This is a genomic window from Curvibacter microcysteis, assembly GCF_028649455.1.
GTDB classification, from domain to species: Bacteria; Pseudomonadota; Gammaproteobacteria; order Burkholderiales; family Burkholderiaceae_C; genus Curvibacter; species Curvibacter microcysteis.
The window spans coordinates 335,813-358,720 of the sequence record NZ_JAQSIO010000001.1 but is presented as its reverse complement, the minus strand read 5'-3'; the positions used below and the strand labels follow the sequence as shown (position 1 = coordinate 358,720).

Here is a 22,908-nt window from a genome sequence, read left to right as displayed (position 1 = left end):
CGATGCTCACTGGCCGGCCCAAGCAACCGGGTCAGCGGCCGAGGCGGCCACAGGGGCTTGGGCGCGCAGGGCCTGGGTGGCTTCGGTGTCCACCTGCCCCCGGGCGTCGAGCACCACCCGGTAGACCTCACGGGCCACTTCGGCGCTCACATAGCCTTCGCGCACGTCGTCGGCGACGCGCTCCAGCTCACGGTCCAGCGGGTTGCCAAAGCCACCACCGCCGCCCGACAGCATCTTGTAGGCATCGCCACGTTCCAGACGCACGTTGAAGATCTTGGCGTTCGGGTGGTCGGTCTTCCACTCTCCCTTGTGGCGCACGGCCAGGCCGTTGCCCATGGCGTCGCCGCCGCCCTCCAGGCCCCAAGGCTTGCAATGGACGCGGTCAATCCGGGTGGTGACCGTGAAGGGCGACAGGGCCTGGACCACCATCTCCGCTCCCAGACCACCACGGTACTGACCGGCGCCGCCGGAGTCTCGCCGGATCTCATACTTCTCGACCAGCACCGGGTACTTGGCCTCCAGCTGCTCGGTCGGGCTGTTGTGCGTGTCACCGTCGTTGATGCAGACCGTGACCGACACACCGTCCTCCTTGCTCTTGGCGCCCCAGCCGCCGCCGAGGGGGCCGATGCCGACGATGAACAAGCGGCCATCCTCGGGGCTGATGCCGTGGATGTTGGGGAACACCAGGTCGGCATGGTGACCCGCAATGGAGCGGTCCGGGATGGCGGGTGCCAGTGCCTTGAAGATGGTGTCGATCACCGTCATCGGGAAGGTCATCCACACCCGCATCGGGTAAGGCCGCTCGGCACTGATCACCGTGCCCATCGGCATGATGACCTTGAGTGGGCGGAAGGAGCCGTCGTTCACCGGGTAGTCGGTGGGCGTGGTCAGGCACTTGTAGGCTACCTGGGCGCACGCAATGCCGGTGGTGAAGCCCGAGTTGTAGAAGCCCCGCACCTGCTTGCTCACGTCGGACAGGTCCACGGTCATCTCGTCGCCCGAAACCGTCACCTTGACGCGGATCGGGATGCGCTTGCCAATCTCCAGTCCGTCGTCGTCCATGAAGGACTCGGCCTCGTAGACCCCGTCGGGGATGGACAGCGTGTTCTGGCGCGCCACGGCCTCGCTCGAATCCATGATCTGCGCGATGGCCCCGTTGACGGCACCTGCACCGTAGCGCTGCAGCAGCTCCACGTAGCGGCGCTCGCCGGTGGTGATGGCCGTGATCTGGGCGCGCAAGTCGCCCAGGGCACGCTCAGCCAAACGCACGTTCATGGCAATGATGTCGATCAGGTCCTGGTTGACCACGCCCTCGCGCTGGTACTTCATGATGGGGATCTGGATCCCCTCGCTGAAGATGTCGGTGGTCACATTGCCCAGCGTGCCGCCCACATCCAGCCAGTGCGCCATGCAGCAGGTGAAGCCCTCCAGCCGGCCCTCATGGAACACCGGCATGGTGAACGTGAAGTGGTTCAGGTGGCTGCCCGTGGTGTAGGCGTCGTTGGTGACCAGGATGTCGCCCGGGCGGATGTTGTCGTAGCCGAAGTGGCGAATCTTCGCCTTGACTGTTTCCGACATGCCCCGGATGAACATCGGCAGCCCCAGGCCGATGGAGACGGTGTCGCCTTCCTTGGTGAACAGGCCCACCGTGAAGTCCAGCGCCTCGTAAATGATGAGGTTGTAGGCCGTGCGGGTCAGGTTGGTCTTCATTTCCTCCGTCACGGCGTACAGGCCGTTGCGGATGATTTCCACGGTGACCGGGTCGACGGTCTTGAGCTCAGCGTTGGTGTTCATGTCCGATCACTCCCAATCTCGATTTGCAGGTTTCCAAGTTCATCCACACGCAGCGCGTCTCCGGGTTGAATCACCGTGGTGGAGGCGTGCTCTTCGATCAGGGCCGGACCCGTGATCTGATTGCCCGCCAGCAAGCGGTCGCGCAGGTAGACCGGCGTTTGGGCCCAGCCCGTGGAGCGGAAGTACACCGGCTTGACGGCCCGCACCGCCGCCGCTTCGGGTACCGCAGTCCCCTGCGCCACACTGTGCTTGGGCGGCTTCTTCATCGTGCCCAGCACCGTCACGCGCAAGCTCACCAAGTCAGCCGGCTCTTGCGGAGCCGAAGTGCCGTAGCGCACCTGGTGCAGTTGGTCGAACTGCTTCTTGATGGCCGCCCGGTCCTTGCCTTCAAAGAAGGCCAGCGGCAGGTCCACCGTCACGGCGTGCTCCTGGCCCACATAGCGCATGTCGGCGGCGCGTTCGATCACCACGCCATCGGCCTGCACGCCGGACTGGGCCAATGCGGCTCGCCCTTCGTCTTCCATCTTTTGGTAGGCGGCTTCGATCTCATCGAAGGACAGGTCATTGAGCTTGCGGAACACCGAGCGCACGTAGTCGTAGCGCAGGTCGGAGAACAACATGCCGTAGGCCGAGAAGTAGCCCGGTGCGTAAGGGATCAGCACCTTGCGAATGCCGATTTCGCGGGCAATTGCCGAGGCATGCAGGGGACCAGCACCGCCGTACACCACCATGGTGAAGCTGCCAGCGTCCAGGCCGCGCTCGGTGGTCACTGCCTTCACGGCATGGGACATTTGGGTCACCGCGATCTGCAAGATGCCATCGGCGGCCTGGGTCGCATCCAAGCCGAGGGGCGCCGCGATGCGCTCGTGCATTTGGCGCTGGCAACCCGCCAGGTCCAGCTTGAGTTCACCGCCCAGGAAGTTGTCCGCGTCCAGGCGGCCCAGCACCAGGTTGGCGTCGGTCACGGTGGGCTCAGTGCCCCCGCGGCCATAGGCGACCGGGCCGGGGATGGAGCCGGCACTTTGGGGCCCCACGCGCAAGGCCTTGCCCGTCTCAACCCGGGCGATCGAGCCACCGCCCGTGCCGACCTCATGGATGTCCATCATTGGGATCTGGATCGGCAGGGCCCGTTCATAGCCCCCGATCAAGGCCGAACCGGTGGTCAGGGGGCGGCCCTCGCTGATGACGCCCGCCTTGGCCGTGGTGCCGCCCATGTCAAAGGCAATCGCGTCGCCCATGCCCAATTGCGCACAGATGGCCTGAGCGCCGATGACGCCTGCCGCAGGCCCCGATTCGAGCATGCGCACACAGCCGACCTTGGCGTGCTCGACCGGGAACAGGCCCCCGGTGGATTGCACGATGTAGAAGTCGCCCTCAAAGCCTTGCTGGCCCAGGTGGTCTTCCAACTGGCCCAGGTATTGGGACACACGCGGGCCCACATAGGCATTGGCCACGGCGGTGGAGACGCGTTCAAATTCGCGGTATTCCTGACTCAGCTCGTGTGAGGCGCAGACGAAAGCCCCGGGCAGTTCCTCTTGCAGGATCTGCTTGACGCGTTGTTCATGGCTCGGATTGCGGTAGCTGTGCAACAGCAACACGGCCACGGCCTCGACCCCTTCGCCTTTCAGATCCCGGGCGAGTTCACGCACCGCGGCCTCGTCCAGCGGCTTGTGGGTGCTGCCGTCGGCCCGCAGGCGTTCGGCCACCTCAAAGCGCAGTGAACGCTTGACCAGCGGTTGATGCTTGTTGAAGAACAGGTTGTAAGCGTCGGGGCGGTTGACGCGGCCGATCTCATAGATGTCGCGGAAGCCCTCGGTGATCAGCAAGGCGGTCTTGGCGCCATTGCGCTCCAGCAGCGTGTTGATGGCGATGGTGGAGCCATGCAGGAACAGGTGACCGTCGCGCCAGTCGATCTTGGCGCTGTCGATCGTGGCTTGGATGCCTTTGACCAGCTCACCGTGGGTGGACAAGGCCTTGCCAAAGAGCAAGCGACCGCTGGCCTCGTCAAAGGCGGCCATGTCGGTGAAGGTGCCGCCGATGTCCACGGCAATGCGCAATTGGGGTTTCTGTGTCATGCGTTTCTCCCCTTCAGGCCGCGCTGCGGTCGGTGCCGATGCGATTGCGCAACACACCCAGGCCCGTGATCTCGACCTCGACGACATCGCCCTCCTTCATGTAGAGCGGCGGTTCGCGGCGGTCGCCCACCCCACCTGGGGTGCCGGTCGCGATCACATCGCCGGGCGACAGCGGGGTGAAACGGGAGACGTAAGCCACGATGGTCGGGATGTCAAAAATCAGGTCGGCCAGGCTGGCGTGTTGCATCACTTGCCCATTGACGCGCGTCTCCAGGGCCATCTGGGTCACGTCGGACACCTCATCGCGCGTCAGCAGGTAGGGGCCCAAGGGCCCGGTGCCCGGGAAGTTCTTGCCCGGCGTGAACTGGTGGGTGTGGCGCTGCCAGTCGCGCACGCTCACGTCGTTGAAGCAGGTGTAGCCGGCGATGTGCTCAAAAGCGTTCTCCGCGGCGATGTGTCGTCCCCCCTTGCCCACCACGAAGGCCAGTTCGCCTTCCCAGTCGAAGCGCTCCGAGAACGCGGGCCGCAGCACCTCGTCGCCATGCGCCGCCAGGGAGTCTGCAAAGCGCAGGAACAGGGATGGAAATTCGCTGTCGGCGCGCTTGGTTTCGGCCACGTGGGTCTTGTAGTTGAGCCCCACGCAGATGACCTTGCCGGGGGCCGGGATCACCGGTTGGGCCTTGACTTGAGCGGGGTCGATGCGCTGGCCACCGCTTTGAACAGCGGCCTGAAATTCCGGCAGGGCGTTGGCCGCCAGGACGGCCGTCAGATCAGGGTAACGAGCCAAGAAGTCAGCTGCGGGGGCCACAAAGGCGTCACCTTGGATCACGCCATAGCGGGCTTGGCCGTCTTGAATAAAGCTCACGAGTTTCACGGGGTCTCCTTGCGGTATGTCGATGACGGCAGACTGTAGGTTTGACCGAGAAATCCTGATAGATGCAAATAAAGTCTTTCAGATATCTCTAATAAGGCATATCAATACCGAGAACAATGCGGCCAGAATCGAGCCTGTGACCGCCCTGGCCATGCCTTTGGTGCATTCAGCCAGGGCGTGCCGCAAGGACGTCTTGGCTCTGCCCGACGTCCTGTTCCGTCAACCCCATGACCTGCGCCTTGCCTTGTGCAAGGGCTTGAAACTCACCCATGAACATCCAGGACTTTCGACTGTTCCTCGAAGTGGTGGAGGCTGGTAGCCTGACCAAGGTCGCGGCCCAGCGCCACACGGCTCAGTCGTACATCAGCCGCCAGGTCAGCGAGTTGGAGAAGCAATGCGGGGGTGCTTTGTTTCGTCGCACGGGTCGTGGCGTGGTGCTGACCGAGTTCGGCGAGTCCGTGGAGCGGCGGGTTCGCATCTGGATCCGCGACAGCGAGGAGATGTTTGCTGACTTCCAGCAGCTGTCCCGGGTGCCGATGGGCGATGTGAAGATCGGCATCCTGCCGTCGGCTGCCCACCCGTTGATGACCCAGGTGTTCAAGGAGTTGCGCAGCCACTTTCCTCAGATCCGCCTCAACGTGCGCGAGGGCCAGGGCGGCGAGTTGGATGCCATGCTCGACACCGGTGCCGTGGACATGGCCATCTTGTTTCGTTACGAGCCGCCGCGCAGCCAGGAAGAGATCCACCTCGCCACCGCGGACACCTACCTGGTGTCGCGGCCAGGCCTGCCCATCACCCAAGCGGGAACGGTGTCCTTCCAGCAGCTCAATGGCTTGCCGCTGGTGCTGCCCAGGCGTCCCTCGCACTGGCGATCCATCTTGGATGAGACGGCGCGCAGCCAGGGCTTCTCGTTGCAGGCCGAGATCGAGGCCGACTCCCTGCGCCTGCAAAAGGAGATCCTGGCGCAAAGCGATGATCTGTGTGCGCTGCTGGGGCCTTTTTCGGTGCAAGAGGAGCTCCGCTCGGGCAAATTGCAGGCGGCCAAAATCGTTGACCCGGACCTCAAGCGCTATGTCACCCTGGCCTTGCCCAAACAAGGGCAGCTGACCCAGGCACTGCGAGCGGTTTCCAAGATCATCAAGGACAAAGGCGACTTGTTGGGTTACCACCCAAGCCCTTGAGCCTGGCTCAGTTTTTGTCTTTGGCGCCGGAGGCGGGCGCATCCACAGATCCGGCTCGCGCAAAAAAGCGCCCGGACTCCCCGAGACCGGGCAAATTGGGCTGAACGCTGTGGCGCACAGCCCCTCGCATTGAAACCCTGGTCGCCAGCGCCTTCAGAACGAGTGGCGAACGCCGAAGTCCATGCCGGTCCAAGTCGCGTTGGCCACCCCGGTCACCCCACCACCGCTGAGTGCTGCGCCGTTGCGGTTGCGGATCTGCGAATAGGTGGTGTACACGGCGGTGCGCTTGGACAGCTCATGCACATAACCGACAGCGAACTGGTTGGCAGAGCGCGCTGAAGTCGAGTTGTCCGTGACCTTCGACAGCGACACCGGGATGTAGCCCGATCCGACCTTGGCCTTGGCACCCAACATCCAGCCATTGGAGCGGTTGGGCCCCGCGACGGCATTCTTGCTGTCGGTGAAGTACAGGGCGGATGCCGTGACGGAACCGAACTGGTAGCTGGCGCCGAGGTTGCTGGTGCTGACGGCACCGTTGGCCATGGCCGTGCGTCCGGATGCGACGGCCACGTTGACATCACCGCGGGTGTAACCGATTCGCACCCCTTGGTAGTTGCCGTTGTCCGGCGTGGCCGCATTGGAGGGGGCATTGTTGACTGCGGCCATCAGTTCGCCATACACGCCGTTCAGCTCTGGCAAGTGGTAGCCCACCGAATTGGAGGCGCGCACCGCCGTCTGAACTGTCGACACCCGGGTCAAGGCACTTTGGGCGATGTTGGTGATACCGCCTGCGCCTGCGGTGCCAAAGGGATCGAACACGATCAGGTTCCAGTAACTGGGCACAAACCCCCGGCCCAATCGCAGTTCACCCCATTGTTTTGACATGAGGCTCAGCGAGGCCCGGCGGTTGAACACCAGGCCGCCGACCGTGCCCGCTGTGGCGTTGTCGGTGCTGAGCGCACCACCAGTGCCGCTGGCCACGTTCAGTCCGGCATCCAGCACAAACCCGGCGGACAAGCCGCCGCCCAAGTCCTCTGTACCGCGGATGCCCAAGCGGCTGTACTGGTTACCACCGGTGCCATACACCCTGGTCATGCTGGCGCTGCCTTGCGAAGCTCGTTGCACCGTGGTGTCCAAAACGCCATACAGCGTCACTGAGCTTTGCGCTGCGGCGTTGAGTGCGAGTCCGCAAATCGCCAGCGGAAGTCCGATCTTTTTCAATGTTGTCTCCTGTCAAGTCCTGGGGTTCACTGGCCTGTCCCGCCGTCGTGAGCTGGCAGGTGAGCCGGTGAAAGGACTCTAGGTTTGACAGGCGGGCCGAGGTAGCGGGCAATTGGAGAAATCAGCCATCGCGCGGCAGGTATAGCTGTTCAGCTGCGCTTCAGCCAGCGGCCGAGATGGCCCTTTGAATCTCCAGCCCCCTCTTGCCGTCGATTCGCATGCGGCGGCGCAAGTCTGTGTACGGGATCAGCTACGCAGCTTCATTCGGGGTCGTTTTTCAAAAGCCGCCATCGCAGGCGATGGCTCTTCTCAGTGGCGGTGTCGGAGTAGGCTTTTGGCGTTCTTCAGCCCCGCCAAGGCACAGACCTCTGGCATCGACAGGCCGCTGGTGATCCAGTTGTGGATGACGGTGTTCCTGATCACCTGGGGGCCGGTCTTGATGGGCGGTTCTTGAGCACAGGCCGCTGCGGCGCGCTCGATGACGTTGGTCACAAGATGGAATAGCATCCGAATCGACAGCTGGTTGGCCCGGTTGCTCATGAAGAGGAAATCGTGACCGTGCAGGCGGGGGTTCATGCGCCGAGCTTTGAGCCACTGCTGCAAGGCGATTTGGGAGGTCGGCGCCAAAGTGATTTCACGGGCCTGTCGGATCCTGGTGCCCACAATGCGGATACCCACTGGACGCGTGACCGAGGTCCCTTCGTTGGCCATGGGGTCCAGGCCACCCGGCCAGACAAGGTCCGCCAGCAGAAACTCACGAATCTCCTCACCTGTCAGCCCGTGGTGATAGAGGAGGTGGAGGATGGCGATATCGCGCAGATCGAAGGTGCTGGCTTGGACCGGATCGGGGAACGCCTGGGGCAGGGCGCGCCAAAGGATGGGGTTTAGTACATTGGATTCGACCAGGACCGTTGGTGGAATATCCGCTTCCAGCATGGCTTGTGCTGGGTTGGATCGGGTCAGTTCTCGCCGGAGAGCCCAATCGTAGATGCGATCGATCAGGGTCCAGTAGCGGTCCCGAGACACCACACTGGAGCTGCGCACGGCGCCATCGGCGTTGGTCGCGCGGCGTGCTCTGATCTTTTGCAAGAACGCGTGAACCAATTCCGGGCTGGCGTCGTGCCACCGTGTTTGGTGATCCGTCAGGTGCTGGCACCAGAGCTTCCAGATGGCGCGGTAATGGTTCTTCGTCGATGCGGATTTCACCCGGTCGCCGTCCCATGCCGCATTCATCCTGGCTTCAAGCCATTGCTCGAAAACCGCTTCAACATGAAGCGGGGGATTGGATGGGATGGAATCTGATTGCATTTCAGGTTTGATGATGGCTCTGAAGACTGCACGCCCTCCAATTCATTATTGCTGAACGCTGGCCCGCTTTGGCCTGGCCGACCCAGCGCTGCAGCATGCGCTGCTCAACACCGAGGTCCCCCGCCATTTGCGTGATCATCGCTCCAGACCGCTTGGCCAGCTGCACTGTTTCTCGCCCGGACCTGTCAGTCAGAGTTCTGCTCATTCTTGGGACGTTTGACTCCTGAACACATCAGGTCATCCGATGTGGCTAGTAAACGGGGGAAGCCCAGCATGAAGCCACAGTCAGAAAGACGTCCAGTCGTCTGCGGTCACGTCCTTGCCAAGAACCGCGCGGCTTTGGCCCGAATCTGATTTCGCGGGTCGCTTGACTCGTTCGATGGGCTTCTGAGCGCCATGAGCGTGAGCGCCCATCCGTGATGACCACCACCAAAGGTGGATCAAGCCGGGAATGCATCGATGGATTGGATGTTTTGACAACGCATGAGCCTTGGGCCGATCGAACGGATCGATGCCTGCTCAGTCAAGAGGGGTCAATGTCTTCACAACCTCTGTCAGGTTGTCCTTCAGACATTGCAGCGCCGGGTCTCGCAGGCTGCTGCTGCGCCAGGCGAGCTCGATGGAATAGTGAGGTAGTTCAATGGGGCAGGGCAGGCACACCAGCGTGCCCAGGCTTGCCAGGGCTCGGGCTGCGTGCTCGGGCAGTGTGGCCACGGACGTGCTGCCGCACAACAGGTGGGGCAAGGCGGCAAAGTGGCTGGTGGAGGCCTCGATACGCCGGCTCAGGCCCTGGGCGGCCAGGGCTTCGTCGACCACTCCCACGAAGCCGCCCGATGAGATCAGCAGATGAGGGCGGCGCAGGTAGTCCTCCAGCCCCAAGGCCCCGGCCTGTGCCTGTGCAATGTCCATCACGCAGGCGTAGCGCCCGGTACCCAGCACCTGGCGTGTCAGTGTGCGTGAACTGCCCGTGCCGGAGCCCAGGCTGAGATCGATGCGCCGGTCCATCAGCATGTCGGCGGCCAGGCCGCTGTGTGTCTGACGCAGCACCAGGCGGAGGCCAGGCGCGGCCTGCTGAAGGCGGTCGATCAGCCGTCGCCCCAGGGCCATCTCGTGGTCGTCCGAAAGGCCCAGCACCACTGTGCGCCCAGCCAGGGTGGCCCCATTGGGCTGGGCCAGCGCCAGGCTTTGTCGCAGCTTGTGCAGGGCATCGGCGATCAGAGGGCGCAGCTCCTCGGCCTTGGGCGTGGGGCGCAGGCCGCGGCCGGTGCGTTCGAACAAAGGGTCGCCATACAGGCCCCGCAGCCGGCCCAGTGCTGCGCTGACGGCCGACTGCGTGACCCCCAGCCGGATTGCGGCGCGGCTGGCCGTGCCCTCCTCATGCAAGGCCAGCAGCACCTTGAGCAGGTTCAGATCGACGCTATCGATATTTATTTTATTCATATCTTATTGTCTGATTGGGCGGTTGATTGATGATCGCCAAAGACCGAGCATGACGCCATCATCTTGTTGTTTAGAAGGCGAGTTCACATGACCCGATCGACTGTCGCTGCGCTTCAAATCGGCGCCCACCCCGGCGGCAAGGCTGCCACACTGGCGCAGATCCTGTCCTATGAGGATGCCATCCTCGCCGCTGGCGCCAGCTTGGTGGTCATGCCAGAGGCCTTGCTGGGCGGCTACCCCAAGGGCGAGGGCTTCGGCACCTATCTGGGTTACCGCCTGCCCGAAGGGCGTCAGGCTTTTGAGCGCTACTACAACAACGCCATCGATGTCCCTGGGCCCGAGACTGAAGCGCTTGCCGGTCTGGCGGAGCGCTGCCAGGCCCACATCGTGATCGGCGTGATCGAGCGCGCGGGCAGCACCCTGTATTGCACTGCTCTGTTTTTTGCGCCCGAGGGCGGCTTGGTGGCCAAGCACCGCAAACTGATGCCCACTGGCACCGAGCGGCTGATTTGGGGCCAAGGCGATGGCTCCACCTTGCCGGTGCTCGACACCCCGGCAGGGCGCGTCGGCGCGGTGATATGTTGGGAAAACCACATGCCCTTGCTGCGTACCGCCATGTACGCCAAGGGCGTGCAAATCTGGTGTGCTCCCACCGTGGACGCGCGCGACATCTGGCAGTCGTCTATGCGCCACATTGCGCATGAGGGACGCTGCTTTGTGATCAGCGCCTGCCAGGTGCAGCCCTCACCCCAGGCCCTGGGCGTGAACGCCCCGCACTGGGACGCCGAGTTACCCCTGATTCAAGGCAACAGCATGATCGTGGGCCCCTTGGGCGATGTGTTGGCCGGCCCGCTGAAGCAAGAGACTGGCTTGCTGGTGGCCCAGATCGACACCGCTGAACTGACCCGTGCCCGCTACGACTTCGATGTGGTGGGTCACTATTCGCGTCCGGACGTTTTCTCGCTGACCGTGGATGAGCGCCCACGGCAGAGTGTGGTCTTCAAATCTTGAAACCCAGGCTGCCCGGCACCAAATGCATGTGCTGCCTAAGACCGGCTAACTCGGCCGGTCCACGAACCGAGAACAGATGATGGCGGCAGCCAAGGTGAGCAAAGCTTGATGAATATCGAGCCGCCTCTCAAATCTGATCCGCAGCTTCCTTCGGCAGGCAGAGGCACGCACGCCCATCAAGGAACTTTGCCGCAATGGCGGCTTCAGTGTCGCGACTTTCTACAAGTGGCGAGCCAAGTTCGGCGGCGTGCGGGTCTCGGAGGCCCAACGCCTGCGAGAGTTGGACTCTGAGAACGCCAAGCTCAAGCGGCTGCTAGCAGAGGCGCACCTTGACAGGCACGCGCCCAAGAGCGTTCTGGGGGTAAAGCGCTACCCCCGCAGGCTAAGCGAGAAGCGGTTGGGCGCATGGTGAAAGATCACCCGCTGTCCGAGCGATGCGCGTGCCGGCTTGTGGGGCCCTCCCGCGACAGCTATCCGAAGGCGGTGCGCACAGACAAGGCCTATGGCATTCGGTTCCTGGCCCTGAGGTTTCGGGGTATGGCCAGACATGAACAGTTAGCCGTTTGCCAGCTTCTGTCGCACAAGACTTTCGAGCACTCGACAAGAGGCCAGACCTTTCGGTCTGGCTCTTAGTTATCTAGCCAAAACTGGCCAGCAGACCAGTACAAGCACGATCAGTGCTTGTACCACCCGTTTCGCGACATTACGCATCGGCGGTACCTCCTTTGTGGGGAGATGACTGCGTCGAATGTGAAGATCGCAGCATGCCTGCTAGTTGTTGGAATCTTTCGGGTTTCGCTGCAAAGGGCTACCTGCTAAAGGCTCGGGTGGTCCTTTGGACGCTGACATCGATGCGCTGCTCGGTCGCGGACCGCTGCCCTTACCCGCCATGCCCCTCAGACCTTCTTAAAGTACGTTTTTCAAATTCACTGTATTAAAAATTATGTGTATTGTTATATAAAAAAAGACAAAGATTAATAAAAAACGATAACTATCTCTTATCGTGGGTGGATATGCGGGTGGCCCAAGCACGCAAATCCAGGGCCGTACATGCATCTAGAAGGGCGAAGCCGAGCGCGCAGCCGACCCGTTGCTGGCTGAAGTTGGTCAAGCTGCCCTGCGCGAACTCGAGGTCGCCAAAGACGCGCTAGCCCAGCAGGAGCAGCGCGTCAACGAGCCGGCTCAGGCTTGGGTCCAGCATGTGGCCTTGTTGTTGACGCGTCATGTTGGCTTGGAGCGCAGCCTGCAGCCCGGCACCGGAAGATGCTGCATCAACTGACCGAAGACTGCCGCCGAGCAGCTGAGCGCTATGACTGCGTCGATGTCGGGTCTGCCTGGAAATTGATCGCTCACGTCAGGGGCGCAGGTCTGGGCGCCACCCAAGGACCGTCACCGAGAAGGAGTTGAAGGTCGCCTTGGAAGAGACCTTGCGGACTCAGCAACGCGTGAAGTCAGAGCAGGAGCAGATGGAAGCAATTCATACTTTTGCTCAATTAGCCTGGCAGCAGGAGCGATTGGCAGTGCAGGAGCAAATTGAAAGACTGCAGGCTGTTCTGCTTGCTCGCCTTGTATTTGCCCAGTGATTTCCTGCTCAAGTGTTAATATGAATAGGAAACACAAATGGCACACTGATGGAAGACGGTATCGCTGGTTCGACTCAATCAGTTACTTGGGTGAGCCGACTTGCTGTACCAGTGCCATGGCAAATGCACCATGTCCTACAGACCAGTCAGAGTAATCGTTTTCATGCATGAAAATAAATATGTCTGACGGTTGCACGCCCGCATTGGCCTCAAGGTTGCGGGCGATGCTCGCGTATAAGGTGCGTTTCATGGCATCGCTCCGGCCACGGCGCATGGTGATTTCAATAACCACAACACGGTCAGATCTTTTGACTCCATTGAAGGTTGGGCTGCATGCAAACTGGCCAGTGACGTAGGGAGATACCATGTTAAACAACTCATCCGGCGGCATTCCGATGCTTTCTACTAGCGCATCGTGAATCCCTTGCACAATGCCTTGTTGTTTCTCCGGGCTGGTGTCTGCTGGTAGGTTAGTACGAATAAAAGGCATTTGAACTTTCTTGAATCATGGAACTGGAGGACGAATTTTGTAGTGCTTAAAGCCAGAAGAAAAGCGATTTATACTCGGTCTCTATGTGACTTAAACTCAAGTAAATGAAACGCCAGCTACCCCCTCTCAATGCCTTGCGAGCCTTTGAAGCCGCTGCTCGCTTAGGCCGCATGAGCGCAGCAGCACTTGAGCTGTCCGTGACACCCGGGGCCATCAGCCGCCAAGTGCAGCAGCTGGAACGCAGCCTCAATGTGAAGTTGTTCGAGGGCTCAAAAAATAAGCCCCTACTCACCCCCGCGGCTCAAACACTCTTGTCGGCGCTATCGCCCGCTCTGGACCAGATGGAAGCGGCGGTCAAGGCAATCAGCAATGCAAACAGCGGCGTGCTGGACGTGGCGTGCTTCAGCACCTTCATGGTGAAGTGGCTCATACCCAAGTTGTTTGATTTCAACGCGCTTCATTCAGACATGAAATTCGGCTGCAAACCACTCAGCGCGCTGATGATCCTGATCAGGAGCGAATGGATTTGGTCATTGCAGTCCAAGAGCTCTCATCCAGCATGCCCAACGCAGTGCCCTTGTTTCCCGAGCAACTGGGCCCCGTCTTGGCGCCTGCGCTTGCAGACCGTCTTGCATTGAAAACACCGCTCGATTTGCCAGGAAAAACCCTGCTTCAGTCCAAGGGCCGTCTTGACGCCTGGGCCATGTGGGCTTCGGCGATGGGGTGTGCCACCCCATTGGGACCTGGCGCCACATTTGACCACTACTACTTTGCGCTTGAGGGGGCTGTGAGTGGTCTGGGAATAGCGCTTGCACCTTGGCATTTGGTGGCCGACGACATACTCGCAGGTCGCTTGGTGGCACCGTTCGGATTTTGCAGCAGCGGCTTGCACTACGTCGCTAAATGCCGTCAGCAGCGCAACCTGCGTCTTGACCTGTTTTGCGATTGGCTCCAAGCGCAGGCCGCTCAATTCACTCTAGCCCCCGCGCCACTGCGCGCCATGCCTTCTTCTCCTTGCAGGGCGGGGTAGTTCGTACCGTAGCCTTTTGCGCGGCGCGCGCCATGGCTTTCATGCGCCGGTCCGATTCGCACTCAATGGGCACAACCGCGCTGCGGTGGACCAACCGGTCCATCAGCGACACCGCGCAGGCCGCATGGGGAAACTGAGTATTCCGACTCGTTCAACCACCAGCTACGATTCAAACCCGGCAACCCTTCCGATCTGAACCTGCCACGGATTCCGATTCAAAGCAAGCCACCCACTGCTATTGCTGCCCACCACTTCACGGCCTCAATGAATGCTTCGCAAGCGTGATCAATTGGCCAGCAATTCTCTCCAGTCCAGGATGAGGTCACCCAGTTGGACGCTCTCTGTGTGTCTGCTGGCTGGAACGTCGATGATGGAACTGCTAGCGCTGCAGACTGACGGCGGAATTCGGCCAGATGCAGCCTGTTGACTTTCATACGATTCGTTCTGCTCGTGATTCAACAGCCTAAACAGGCCATCCTTTGCAAACTTACACTGAAAACAACTTCCAGGAGAAATCGGTGTCCAAAATATCCCGCATGGTCCTGTTTATTCTGCTGGTCGTTCGGGATACATCACGTTATGCGTCATAGGCTTCAAATTAGGGCCGGGCGGCCTAGCGATGCGGATCGCCTCGCTGTCCTGGCAACCCAGGTCTGGCTGCACACCTACTGCACCAACGGCGTCAACACCGAGGTTGCCCAGTATGTCCTGTCAGAACTCACGGTTGAGCGGTTTGCCGTGCGCCTGACTGAACCTCAGTCCCACATCCTCGTTGGCGAATTCCAGGAGTGGCTTGTGGGCTTTGCCGCTATTAGGTTCGGTGCCTCGTGTCCGTCCATTGCCAAGTCGACAGTTGAGCTACAAACGCTCTATGTTCAAGAGCACTTTATTGGTCAGGGCATCGGCAGGTCACTGCTCGAAGCCGCAGAAGCCAGGGCACGCGAGGAAGCCGCCGCCCGCCAGACCTGTCACCGGCTCAAATAGAACGAGTCAGCAAGCTCAGCGCGGCGGAGCTTGTTCTCATCGATGAGGCGCTCATGTCGCAAAGATCCAGAGAATGGAGGAAGGTGGCGCGGGTTTGACCTGCCCAGGATCTGTGCAAGATCATGAGTGAAGCCGGTGCCCAACGCAATTCCCCCCACTCTCAAGCACCGAGCGAAATACGCAAGGGTCCAATGCTCTTGCCGCCATGTGTGCTGATTGTTCAGCCCTAAATGACCACAAGAGCTAGAAATTCAGACTTGGTTGATTTCAGAGTCTAGAACTGGTTAGCCTTAGATATCCTCAGGCCATGAGTTGTTGGTTCAGCATGTTCAGATCTGAATAGGAATCCACTAGGCCGCCGCAGAGCAAATGCTGCTGTCGACGCGCTGGCCTCTGGAGACCGTGCTGGTTCGAAGGGGGACTTGTCGACACGGGAGGTGGTGCCGGTGATCCTAGTTCGATTGAAAGCGAACCTTCCTCTGGAAAGCCATCCAAAATACCAATTGATATTTGGTTTTATTTATGAAATTCAACATTCCAATGTTTCATCTTCTGATGTGAGAGAGGATGAAAGTTGCCAAAAATAAAGGCCAAAACGCCATGAAAATGCACGTGTGCAAAGTCATGGATAGGAGTTTATTGAGGACTTTTTTGAGCCTGAAGAGTGGCGTCTCTGAATCTTCGTCGATGTCTATCGATGAGTGCTTCCATTCATCAACATGACTGCGTCCATTGATCATGTGAATGATAAGGGAAATAAATATGCCGAGCCCGGCATAGATATACAGAAGATCACTTGCGTGCCGCATGCTGCCATCCGTCAATCTTCTTGTTTTGAGGGTTGAATCGGGCAAAGATCCGAATCCACATGTTTTTTAACCAGTACGCCCTTTGTGGAGGGCCTGCCTTCTTTCCTCGCCTCGCCGGCCTCATATCTTTGATCGGTTTTGGATCCCTTTTCCATATTGAAAACTCATCCCTATTGAACTTGTCATGGCTCAGTTCGCGAAGGTTAATATCATATTTTGAATTCTCAGATGGCTTGAAGACTGAGTCGATGAAATCCTGTGTGCTGGCATCGTCCGAAGAGAATGCATTATGAAGCTGCTTGTTGAGTTCCTCGGGTGAAATTTCGGAATCGATTGAGTCCAAAAATTGAACCTCCAAGCCCCGTCGTTTTTCGCGCATGACGTCATCCTATCCCTGATTGAATTTATGGAGGCAAGGGGTTTTTGTTTAGTGGGTCTTTGCGATGTGAATACCTCAGTCGTATATCACGACTTCTCAACACAGGATATTTGATCCTGTATATTGCTTGATAAGCTTGCATCGCACCGACCACTGTGAAAATTTTTAAATTCCTGCGCTCTCTCTGTCGTCCCTCAATGTAGCGAGAGTAGCTTGAAATTTTCACGACATATCGCGACGAATTGAGACAATGCTGTAACAAAGCGTCTCAATATGTCTTGATTCCTATCCACTGTCATCGCGTACCATGGAGGCGACATCGCTCACAGCCCATCCCTATTTGCTATCTCATGATCAAACCTGTCGTGCTTGTCGTCGACGACGACGAGGAACTCTCAACCATGCTTCAGCGGCTGCTGGAGAACGAAGGCTGGACCGCTAAGGCCGCTTTCAATGCGGCGCAGGCCGAGTTGTCCTTGAGCGAGCGACTGCCCGATGTCGTGTTGCTGGATGTGATGCTGCCCGATGCCAATGGCATGGAGTTGTGCCGCCGATGGCGCCTAGCCCATCCTCACCTGAGTATCCTGATGCTGACCGCACGGGGCGATCCCATTGACCGGGTGCTCGGGTTGGAGCTGGGGGCTGACGACTACCTGGCCAAGCCGTTTGAGAAGCGCGAGCTCGTAGCCCGCCTGCGCTCACTGATCAGGCGTCAGTCTTTGCAGCCTCAAACACCAACCCTGGTTTGGGAATTTGGGGTGCTGAGCATCCATTTTTTGACTCGGGAAGTGCGGGTCAATGGCGAGGCCATTGCTTTGAGCGGTACCGAATTCAAGCTGTTGGTTGAGATGGCCAGAATGCCAGGACAGGTCGTCAGCCGGCAACAATTGAGCAACGCAGTCCAGGCCAGTGCCTACAGGCCACAGGACCGGACGGTTGATGTCCAGGTCAGTCGTCTGCGCCGACGCCTTGAGCAAGAATTGCCAGGTGCTGAGTGGATCGAGACCGTCCGCGGTGAGGGATACGCCTTTGTGCCTCGGGGTGCTTCGTGACAGCCCTGCAAATGAATGATCTCAGCCAAATTTGACTCGCTGTTTTTGCGTCTGGTGCGTGCACAAGTGGTGCTGCTGGTCTGTACCTTGTTGCTGGTCGTGGGCCTCTTGAGGGTCCAGCGCAATGAGATGCTGGCACCCCAGTTTGCCGAGCTTTGGGCACCACGAATCAAAGCCATGGCGCACGATCCGGAGAATATTGTCAGGGCCGACGCAGGCAGGCCAGAAACCCTCATCGTTCGTCACGAGGCCTCCCCGCCAGGGCTGACCCTGCCCATATCTGCCTTTCCGGCGGTCGCCATCTTCATGGCAGAGTTGAGCCGTTTCGGCGTCAAGGTGGACGACGCCCGCCTTCGCTACACCAATGAACACTTCGACATGTGGCTGCTCGTGCAAGTACCGGGTGCCGAGCCGGTCTGGATGAGCGGCACCGTCCCCTGGGCCTTGCTACCCGTCTGGACATACCGACTGACCGCAGCCATGGTGCTTTTGAGCCTTGTCATCTGCTTGTTCAGTTGGAATTTTGCGCGGCGCGTCACCAATCCGCTTGCGCAACTGCGCAATCGCATGCAAGCGCACGCGATCAGCGGAATTGAACTGCCGCCGCCTGCACAGTCCATGCAAGAGCGAAAGGCTCCGCCTGAGCTCATTGAGATCGACCAAGCCTACCGCCTGTTGGCTGAACGTCTTCACCGCAACGAGCGCGAACGCGCACTGCTGATGGCGGGCGTTTCTCATGATCTGCGCAGCCCCTTGAGCAGGATTCGGCTTGCAGCGGAGATGCTGCCGGAGTCACCAGACAATGCAGAGGGTGTGGCGTCCATCACCCGGAATGTGGATGTTGCAGACCGACTGACGGCCAGCTTTCTGGAGTTCGTTCGGGCCAGCACAGTGCCCATGAACGAGGTGGTGGATCTGGCTGAACTGATACAACAAGTTCTCGAGGGCTTTGATCGATCCACTGATGAGTTGATGATCCACTCACCCCCCACGCTCATATTGCATGGGGGCAACGTTTTGTTGATCGAGCGTCTGATATTCAACCTGGTCGACAACGCATTCAAACACGGTGGCGCGCCAGTGAAGATCGAGCTCATCGAACAGGGTGCTTGGGCTACGCTGGTCGTCTCGGATGCTGGCCCAGGTCTTCCTGAGAATGGTGCAGATCAATTGGTCGAGGCATTTGCCCGTGGTGATGCCAGCCGGGGTTCCCCCGGCTTTGGGCTTGGGTTGGCCATTGTTCAGCAAGTTGTGGTGCGTCTCCATGGCAATCTCTCGTTCGGACAACATCTGAATCGACATCAGGTCACCGTCCGACTGCCGCTTCGCCTCTCAAGCACGCTTGGCACAGATATGCAGATTAGCCATGTCAAAGTTTCTGCTCGAGTTCGGCGCTATTTTCCGTAAGCCGTTATCCACGTCATCTGCTTGGTGTGCGACGATAGCCTGAGGATTCAGTTCACCAAGCGCTTCCGCTGGGGCACACAGGGTCTTCCTCAATCGATCGTTGATTTCCTTGGCCGGCGCCGTAACTTCGGCTCCTTCACGGCTGATATCGTTGCTGCCTGATAACCTGCTGGAGTCTGTGCTGCAGCACTTGGCCTTGCCAAACAGCTCCACTTCTATCTTGTGCGCTGCTAAGTGGCCGAGAGCGAACCCGCTCATGAAGTCTTTGAAGGAATAGAAAGTATTCAGTCGGCATTTCTAGCCTTGATCTCGGTCGCATTAGCCTTCGCTGCTCATGGCTCTATGCGAGGCCTTGTCTTCATAAAGCCTGCCTCCTCTGGTACAGAGACTGTCAAAGATGATACCTATCGAATCATGGCGGATTGCATAATGAGGTAGGTGGTTCGTCAATGAGGGAGATCCGCCAACGATGAGCCTTCTCCAGGTAGAGATTCAGTCTCTTTCAGTCAGCCTTGGTTTGGCCTGGATAATCTTTCAGTCAGTCGGTATCGTGAAGCCGACCCCGCTAAGTAAATCAGGCGGCGAGGCGGATCTACTGAAATAAGGGAGAGCTGCCTTCGCTTACTTTTGTTGGAGTTAAGTAGTCCCAAACCCGAGGGTCGTTCTGCGGCCCGAAGTGGACAGGGCGCAGTGGTGCCCCGTTGGAGGAAAGGTGCTTTTCGTTCAAAACGTTCGACCTTTAACTCGACTGTCCGCTTGTTGTCATTCGAAAGCCAAAGTTTGGAGCACGACTACCACAGAAGTAATGCGCCGGCTGGGCGCGCCGTCTTGATATCTCGAGCAAAACACGATTCTGAGCGCTGGATCATAAATACAGCGAGCCGATTGTGACGTTATTGTAACAATACGTCGCAATTTGTAGCCTTTTGCTGGACCAGCTTGCAGGGGATATAGATACAATTAAAAGGCTAAACATACTAATCTGAATCGCTGATTGGATTGAACTGGCTGGCGGTAGTTCTCTGCTGAAATGCTATTCCAAATCTGCCCGGGAGCCCTTTGTACGGCAGATGCCATCGAATTGGGTAAGCACAGCGAAGTTCTAAATAAATCATTAAAAAATAGGGATGAATATGCAGGCCATTCAGCATCTGGTACATCGCTTGGTAAAAACCAACCAAATACCCCGCTCAAAGAACCCCAAAGTCACTGCGCTGGCTGCTGTTGTTGTGCTGACTTTTGGCAGCCTGACTGCACATGCTGCACTTTGCGTCAGTGGCACACCCTACGCCACCCCTGGAGCGATAACCTGTACGGTTCCGGCTGGGGTCACCTCCATGAATATTGTGGCAATTGGCGGTAGTGGGGCCAATCACTTGAACGGTGTTCAAGGTGGCTTGGGCGCCAAGGTAACCGTCACCAACTATCCCGTTACCGTTGGAAGTGATTTGTCCTTCTTTGTCGGTGGCGCCGGCGCCATTGGTGGCGGCTTAGGCGGCGGCGGCAACGGCAACGGCGGCGGCGGTGGCCGAAGCCTTCTGGATACAACCCCCTCTTCGAATCCAATTGTTGCAGGAGGAGGCGGTGGTGGTGGTGTTATCAGCACCGGCGGCAATGGCAATAGCGGCATTGGTGGCGGCGGAAACGGCGGTAACGGTAACGGCATGCTTGGCGGTGGTGGTGGCGGCGGCGGCTTCGGCGGGGCCGGCTCTGGCGCCGGCAGTGACGGCGTCAACGGCATCGGGGGTAGCAGCGTGAACGGTGGCGGTGGCGGCGGCTTCGGCGGTGGCGGTGGCGGCGACCCCCTAGGCGGCGGCGGCGGTGCCGGCGGAAGCACAGGCCCCTCCACAGGCGGCGCAACAACGACCTATGAAACCGCCGCCACGGCAGGCGACGGCTCTATCACCCTGACATTCACGGCGACTCCTGCTCCTGGCGGCAATGCTGGCAATGCCACCAGCATTCCCACGCTCTCCGAGTGGGGCCAAATCATCTTGGCCACCGCCATTGCATGCTTTGCCTTTTGCACCCTGCGTCGCAGGCCAGTTGCCAAGGCATAACTCCTACCAGGGGCGCTTGCCACGCTCCTGGCTGTTGCCTCACGCGATGGCCATTCTGAACTTGCAAAGCGGATTCATAATCGACTGTGGCTTGATACTCACTTTTTTCAGACTAGGATGCGTCGTCAATGCGGCTGGTCTTTCCCGAGAGTTATGGGCTTTTGAATGCCATTTATAGAAGCCCCCTCTCAAATATTAAGGCGAATATGCAAACAATTCAGTATCGAATAGGCCGCTTGATCAAATGACTACAATAAACATCACTCGAAAAAATGCAAATTTGCCGTGCTGGTTGAGGTTTCCTTCCCAATTTTAGGCAGCTTGACTGCATATGCGGCACCTTGCGCCAGTGGTACATTCTTTTCTGTCGCCGCATAATCGATTGTTAAAATAGCGTCTACAGTGCTTGAATAGAATTAAAAATACTTCAAAAATGATTATCTTTGCTCGCTTGGCCCGATTCTGACCTCTTCTCTCATGTGCTGCGATGGTGCCTGCATTTGGTATGGCGGCTACGACCGAGGTAGTCAGTAACGGCTCATTCGAAATGTGGATGACGAGTTGGACAGTTGCGCCTTCGACAGATAACCCAGGCGCCACGACTTGCTCGATGACCTCAGTGGGCGCTCCTAGCGCAGAGGTCGTGACGTCGACGCGGGGCTTTGTGGCTGACAACGGCTCTCACATAGCGTTGGGCAGCAATACGCAGCCTACACACGACTTTTCGATTGTCGATTGCGTGCTGTACCAGGATGTTGTCATTCCGGCTGGCGCCACGACAGCGAACTTCAGCTTGAAAGTTGGGCAGAAGCAGTCCGGCGGTAAGGGCAGCACTGATATGGCCTACCGGGCCGGCTTGTATTCGACTGCGACGGTCCCTTACAGCACTGATGCCGGAAATTTCGTTGCTCATCGGTCGGGCATGACCGACACGGCGTTTGTATCCAGGACGGCTGCAAGTGTGAACGTGTCTGCTTATGCGGGCACGAGGGTCCGCTTTGCCCTGTTCATCTCGTCGAAAAGTATGACCGGCGCAGCCGTGGTTGGGTTCGACAGTGTGAGCCTAGTCGTCACCTCTCCCGATTTAGCCGTGCCGACATCTGTTCCGACGCTCTCTGAGTGGGGCTTATCGTGCTGTCTGGTTTCATGATGATTGCTGCCTTCGCGATGCGTCGCCATCGCAAGGACTGAGTGGGCTCGGTCCAGACCTTGATCTGACGTGACCTGATTTTTGATCAAGACCGCGTATTGAGCTGATAGCCACCTCGGCTCAAGAGTACCGCCCCAGCAACTCACGGCTGTAGCAGTCGATCACCAGAGCCAGTGAGACATACCCTTCGCGCCAAGCCCACGCCAGGCACAGATCAGCCGCGCAGCGTTGTTGGGGGCACGTGCTATCAACCGCCAAGCATGGATACGAGGCCTGAAGGTCACCAGGCGTTTGTGCACTTTTGAGAACTGGAGCTCGCGCTCAGGAGCTCAATAAGCACGGTCTTGGCGCTTGATGCCCTGGAGCAAGCCCTCCAGGGCTGGCCCATCGAGAATGTGATGGGCCAATTCAGCATGACTGAGCAGAGTTATTTCGGCAGCACCACGCTGTCAATCACATGGATCACGCCGTTGTCGGTCACGATGTCGGCTTTGACAACGTTGGCGTTGTCCACCTTCACCCCGCCCATCGTGCTGACCGTCAGCTCCGAGCCTTGCACGGTCGTGACTTTGCCGGGCTTGATGTCCTTGGCCATGACTTTGCCCGGAACGACGTGGTAGGTCAGTACTTTGGTCAGCGCAGCCTTGTCCTTGAGAAGCGCCTCCAGCTGAGCCTTGGGGACTTTCGCAAATGCTTCATCAGTGGGGGCAAAGACCGTGAACGGGCCCGGACCCTTGAGCGTGTCTACCAAACCTGCGGCTTGGACGGCCGTCACCAGGGTCTTGAAAGAACCCGCAGAAATGGCGGTGTCGACGATGTCAGCAGCTTGAGAGCTCAGTGCGCTGAGGCCAACCAAGCAAGCAACCAAGATTTTTTTCATTTCGGACTCCAGATCAGAAGGGTTTGATTGATCCCGTTGTGGGACACGCTGATTGAACCAGCGCGAGTAAATGATAACTTGAATGACTCGTTTAATACCAAACAGTCTAATAACATACACGATGGTATGGACTTGCGTCGCTTGGGAGGCTCACTGACTTCTTGGCATCGGTTGTGTGCG

At 58.9% G+C, this 22,908-nt stretch carries 19 protein-coding genes and 2 pseudogenes; 11 read left to right on the top strand and 10 right to left on the bottom strand.

Features of this window, described 5'->3' with window-relative positions:
* Window positions 1–6: 6 nt before the first annotated feature.
* From PSQ39_RS01535 to PSQ39_RS01525, 3 genes are read right to left on the bottom strand one after another with little or no spacing between them, the layout of a single operon-like run.
* A complete protein-coding gene (locus PSQ39_RS01535; protein ID WP_273924830.1) occupies window positions 7–1,794 on the bottom strand; it encodes a hydantoinase B/oxoprolinase family protein in 1,788 nt (595 codons plus the stop codon).
* Window positions 1,791–3,869 carry a hydantoinase/oxoprolinase family protein gene (locus PSQ39_RS01530; protein ID WP_273924829.1) on the bottom strand — a complete coding sequence of 693 codons (2,079 nt, stop codon included), beginning with the start codon at window positions 3,867–3,869 and terminating at the stop codon, window positions 1,791–1,793. Before PSQ39_RS01530 ends, PSQ39_RS01535 begins: the two co-directional genes overlap by 4 nt.
* Before the next feature lie 13 nt (window positions 3,870–3,882).
* Window positions 3,883–4,743: a fumarylacetoacetate hydrolase family protein gene (locus tag PSQ39_RS01525; RefSeq protein WP_273924828.1), complete on the bottom strand. Its 861-nt coding sequence runs from the start codon at window positions 4,741–4,743 to the stop codon at window positions 3,883–3,885.
* 269 nt (window positions 4,744–5,012) lie between these two features.
* Between PSQ39_RS01525 and PSQ39_RS01520 the strand changes: the two genes are divergently transcribed.
* Window positions 5,013–5,924, top strand: coding sequence for a LysR family transcriptional regulator (locus PSQ39_RS01520; RefSeq protein ID WP_273924827.1), 912 nt, complete (start codon window positions 5,013–5,015; stop codon window positions 5,922–5,924).
* Between the two features lie 153 nt (window positions 5,925–6,077).
* Here the strand turns inward: PSQ39_RS01520 and PSQ39_RS01515 are convergent, their stop codons facing one another.
* The 3 genes from PSQ39_RS01515 to PSQ39_RS01505 form a co-directional block, all read right to left on the bottom strand.
* Window positions 6,078–7,145 (bottom strand): porin, encoded by a 1,068-nt coding sequence (locus PSQ39_RS01515; protein WP_273924826.1) that lies wholly within the window; start codon window positions 7,143–7,145, stop codon window positions 6,078–6,080.
* Window positions 7,146–7,454: 309 nt separating this feature from the next.
* Complete coding sequence (locus PSQ39_RS01510; protein ID WP_273924825.1) at window positions 7,455–8,453, bottom strand: tyrosine-type recombinase/integrase; 999 nt, start codon at window positions 8,451–8,453, stop codon at window positions 7,455–7,457.
* Between the two features lie 519 nt (window positions 8,454–8,972).
* On the bottom strand, window positions 8,973–9,893 hold the full coding sequence (locus PSQ39_RS01505; protein ID WP_273924824.1) for a LysR family transcriptional regulator: 921 nt from the start codon (window positions 9,891–9,893) through the stop codon (window positions 8,973–8,975).
* Between the two features lie 87 nt (window positions 9,894–9,980).
* Between PSQ39_RS01505 and PSQ39_RS01500 the strand changes: the two genes are divergently transcribed.
* On the top strand, window positions 9,981–10,904 hold the full coding sequence (locus PSQ39_RS01500; protein WP_273924823.1) for a carbon-nitrogen hydrolase family protein: 924 nt from the start codon (window positions 9,981–9,983) through the stop codon (window positions 10,902–10,904).
* A gap of 45 nt (window positions 10,905–10,949) precedes the next feature.
* On the opposite strand, the pseudogene PSQ39_RS01495 reads toward PSQ39_RS01500, so the two are convergent.
* Window positions 10,950–11,051 (bottom strand): annotated as a pseudogene (locus tag PSQ39_RS01495) (IS5/IS1182 family transposase); the annotation flags it as partial.
* Here PSQ39_RS01495 and PSQ39_RS01490 point away from each other — a divergent pair.
* From PSQ39_RS01490 to PSQ39_RS01480, 3 genes and pseudogenes are all read left to right on the top strand, one after another.
* Window positions 11,017–11,369 (top strand): annotated as a pseudogene (locus PSQ39_RS01490) (transposase); the annotation flags it as partial. The pseudogenes PSQ39_RS01495 and PSQ39_RS01490 overlap by 35 nt on opposite strands.
* A 625-nt stretch (window positions 11,370–11,994) precedes the next feature.
* Window positions 11,995–12,183 carry a hypothetical protein gene (locus PSQ39_RS01485; protein WP_273924822.1) on the top strand — a complete coding sequence of 63 codons (189 nt, stop codon included), beginning with the start codon at window positions 11,995–11,997 and terminating at the stop codon, window positions 12,181–12,183.
* 136 nt (window positions 12,184–12,319) lie between these two features.
* Entirely contained in the window at window positions 12,320–12,487 is a 168-nt protein-coding gene (locus PSQ39_RS01480; RefSeq protein WP_273924821.1) for a hypothetical protein, read from the top strand.
* Between the two features lie 82 nt (window positions 12,488–12,569).
* Here the strand turns inward: PSQ39_RS01480 and PSQ39_RS01475 are convergent, their stop codons facing one another.
* A complete protein-coding gene (locus PSQ39_RS01475) occupies window positions 12,570–12,977 on the bottom strand; it encodes a tautomerase family protein (RefSeq protein WP_273924820.1) in 408 nt (135 codons plus the stop codon).
* A gap of 104 nt (window positions 12,978–13,081) precedes the next feature.
* Between PSQ39_RS01475 and PSQ39_RS01470 the strand changes: the two genes are divergently transcribed.
* The 3 genes from PSQ39_RS01470 to PSQ39_RS01460 all read left to right on the top strand — a co-directional run bounded on the left by PSQ39_RS01470 (window position 13,082) and on the right by PSQ39_RS01460 (window position 14,991).
* Window positions 13,082–13,615, top strand: a complete 534-nt coding sequence (locus PSQ39_RS01470; protein WP_273924818.1) for a LysR family transcriptional regulator — start codon at window positions 13,082–13,084, stop codon at window positions 13,613–13,615.
* Window positions 13,498–14,007: a LysR substrate-binding domain-containing protein gene (locus PSQ39_RS01465; RefSeq protein ID WP_273924817.1), complete on the top strand. Its 510-nt coding sequence runs from the start codon at window positions 13,498–13,500 to the stop codon at window positions 14,005–14,007. The genes PSQ39_RS01470 and PSQ39_RS01465 overlap by 118 nt, the downstream gene beginning before the upstream one ends.
* Window positions 14,008–14,586: 579 nt before the next feature.
* The gene (locus tag PSQ39_RS01460; RefSeq protein ID WP_273924816.1) at window positions 14,587–14,991 is read left to right on the top strand and encodes a GNAT family N-acetyltransferase; all 405 of its coding nucleotides are present in this window, start codon (window positions 14,587–14,589) and stop codon (window positions 14,989–14,991) included.
* A gap of 792 nt (window positions 14,992–15,783) precedes the next feature.
* On the opposite strand, the gene PSQ39_RS01455 is transcribed toward PSQ39_RS01460, so the two are convergent.
* Window positions 15,784–16,179, bottom strand: a complete 396-nt coding sequence (locus PSQ39_RS01455; protein WP_273924815.1) for a hypothetical protein — start codon at window positions 16,177–16,179, stop codon at window positions 15,784–15,786.
* A gap of 350 nt (window positions 16,180–16,529) precedes the next feature.
* Here PSQ39_RS01455 and PSQ39_RS01450 point away from each other — a divergent pair, with 350 nt between their 5' ends.
* The 3 genes from PSQ39_RS01450 (at window position 16,530) to PSQ39_RS01440 (ending at window position 20,698) form a co-directional block, all read left to right on the top strand.
* Window positions 16,530–17,231 carry a response regulator transcription factor gene (locus tag PSQ39_RS01450; protein ID WP_273924814.1) on the top strand — a complete coding sequence of 234 codons (702 nt, stop codon included), beginning with the start codon at window positions 16,530–16,532 and terminating at the stop codon, window positions 17,229–17,231.
* 15 nt (window positions 17,232–17,246) lie between these two features.
* A complete protein-coding gene (locus tag PSQ39_RS01445) occupies window positions 17,247–18,638 on the top strand; it encodes an ATP-binding protein (RefSeq protein ID WP_273924813.1) in 1,392 nt (463 codons plus the stop codon).
* 1,127 nt (window positions 18,639–19,765) lie between these two features.
* Window positions 19,766–20,698 (top strand): IPTL-CTERM sorting domain-containing protein, encoded by a 933-nt coding sequence (locus tag PSQ39_RS01440; protein ID WP_273924812.1) that lies wholly within the window; start codon window positions 19,766–19,768, stop codon window positions 20,696–20,698.
* Window positions 20,699–22,275: 1,577 nt separating this feature from the next.
* Here PSQ39_RS01440 and PSQ39_RS01435 read toward each other — a convergent pair.
* Window positions 22,276–22,728, bottom strand: coding sequence for a fasciclin domain-containing protein (locus PSQ39_RS01435; RefSeq protein WP_273925600.1), 453 nt, complete (start codon window positions 22,726–22,728; stop codon window positions 22,276–22,278).
* Window positions 22,729–22,908: the final 180 nt, after the last annotated feature.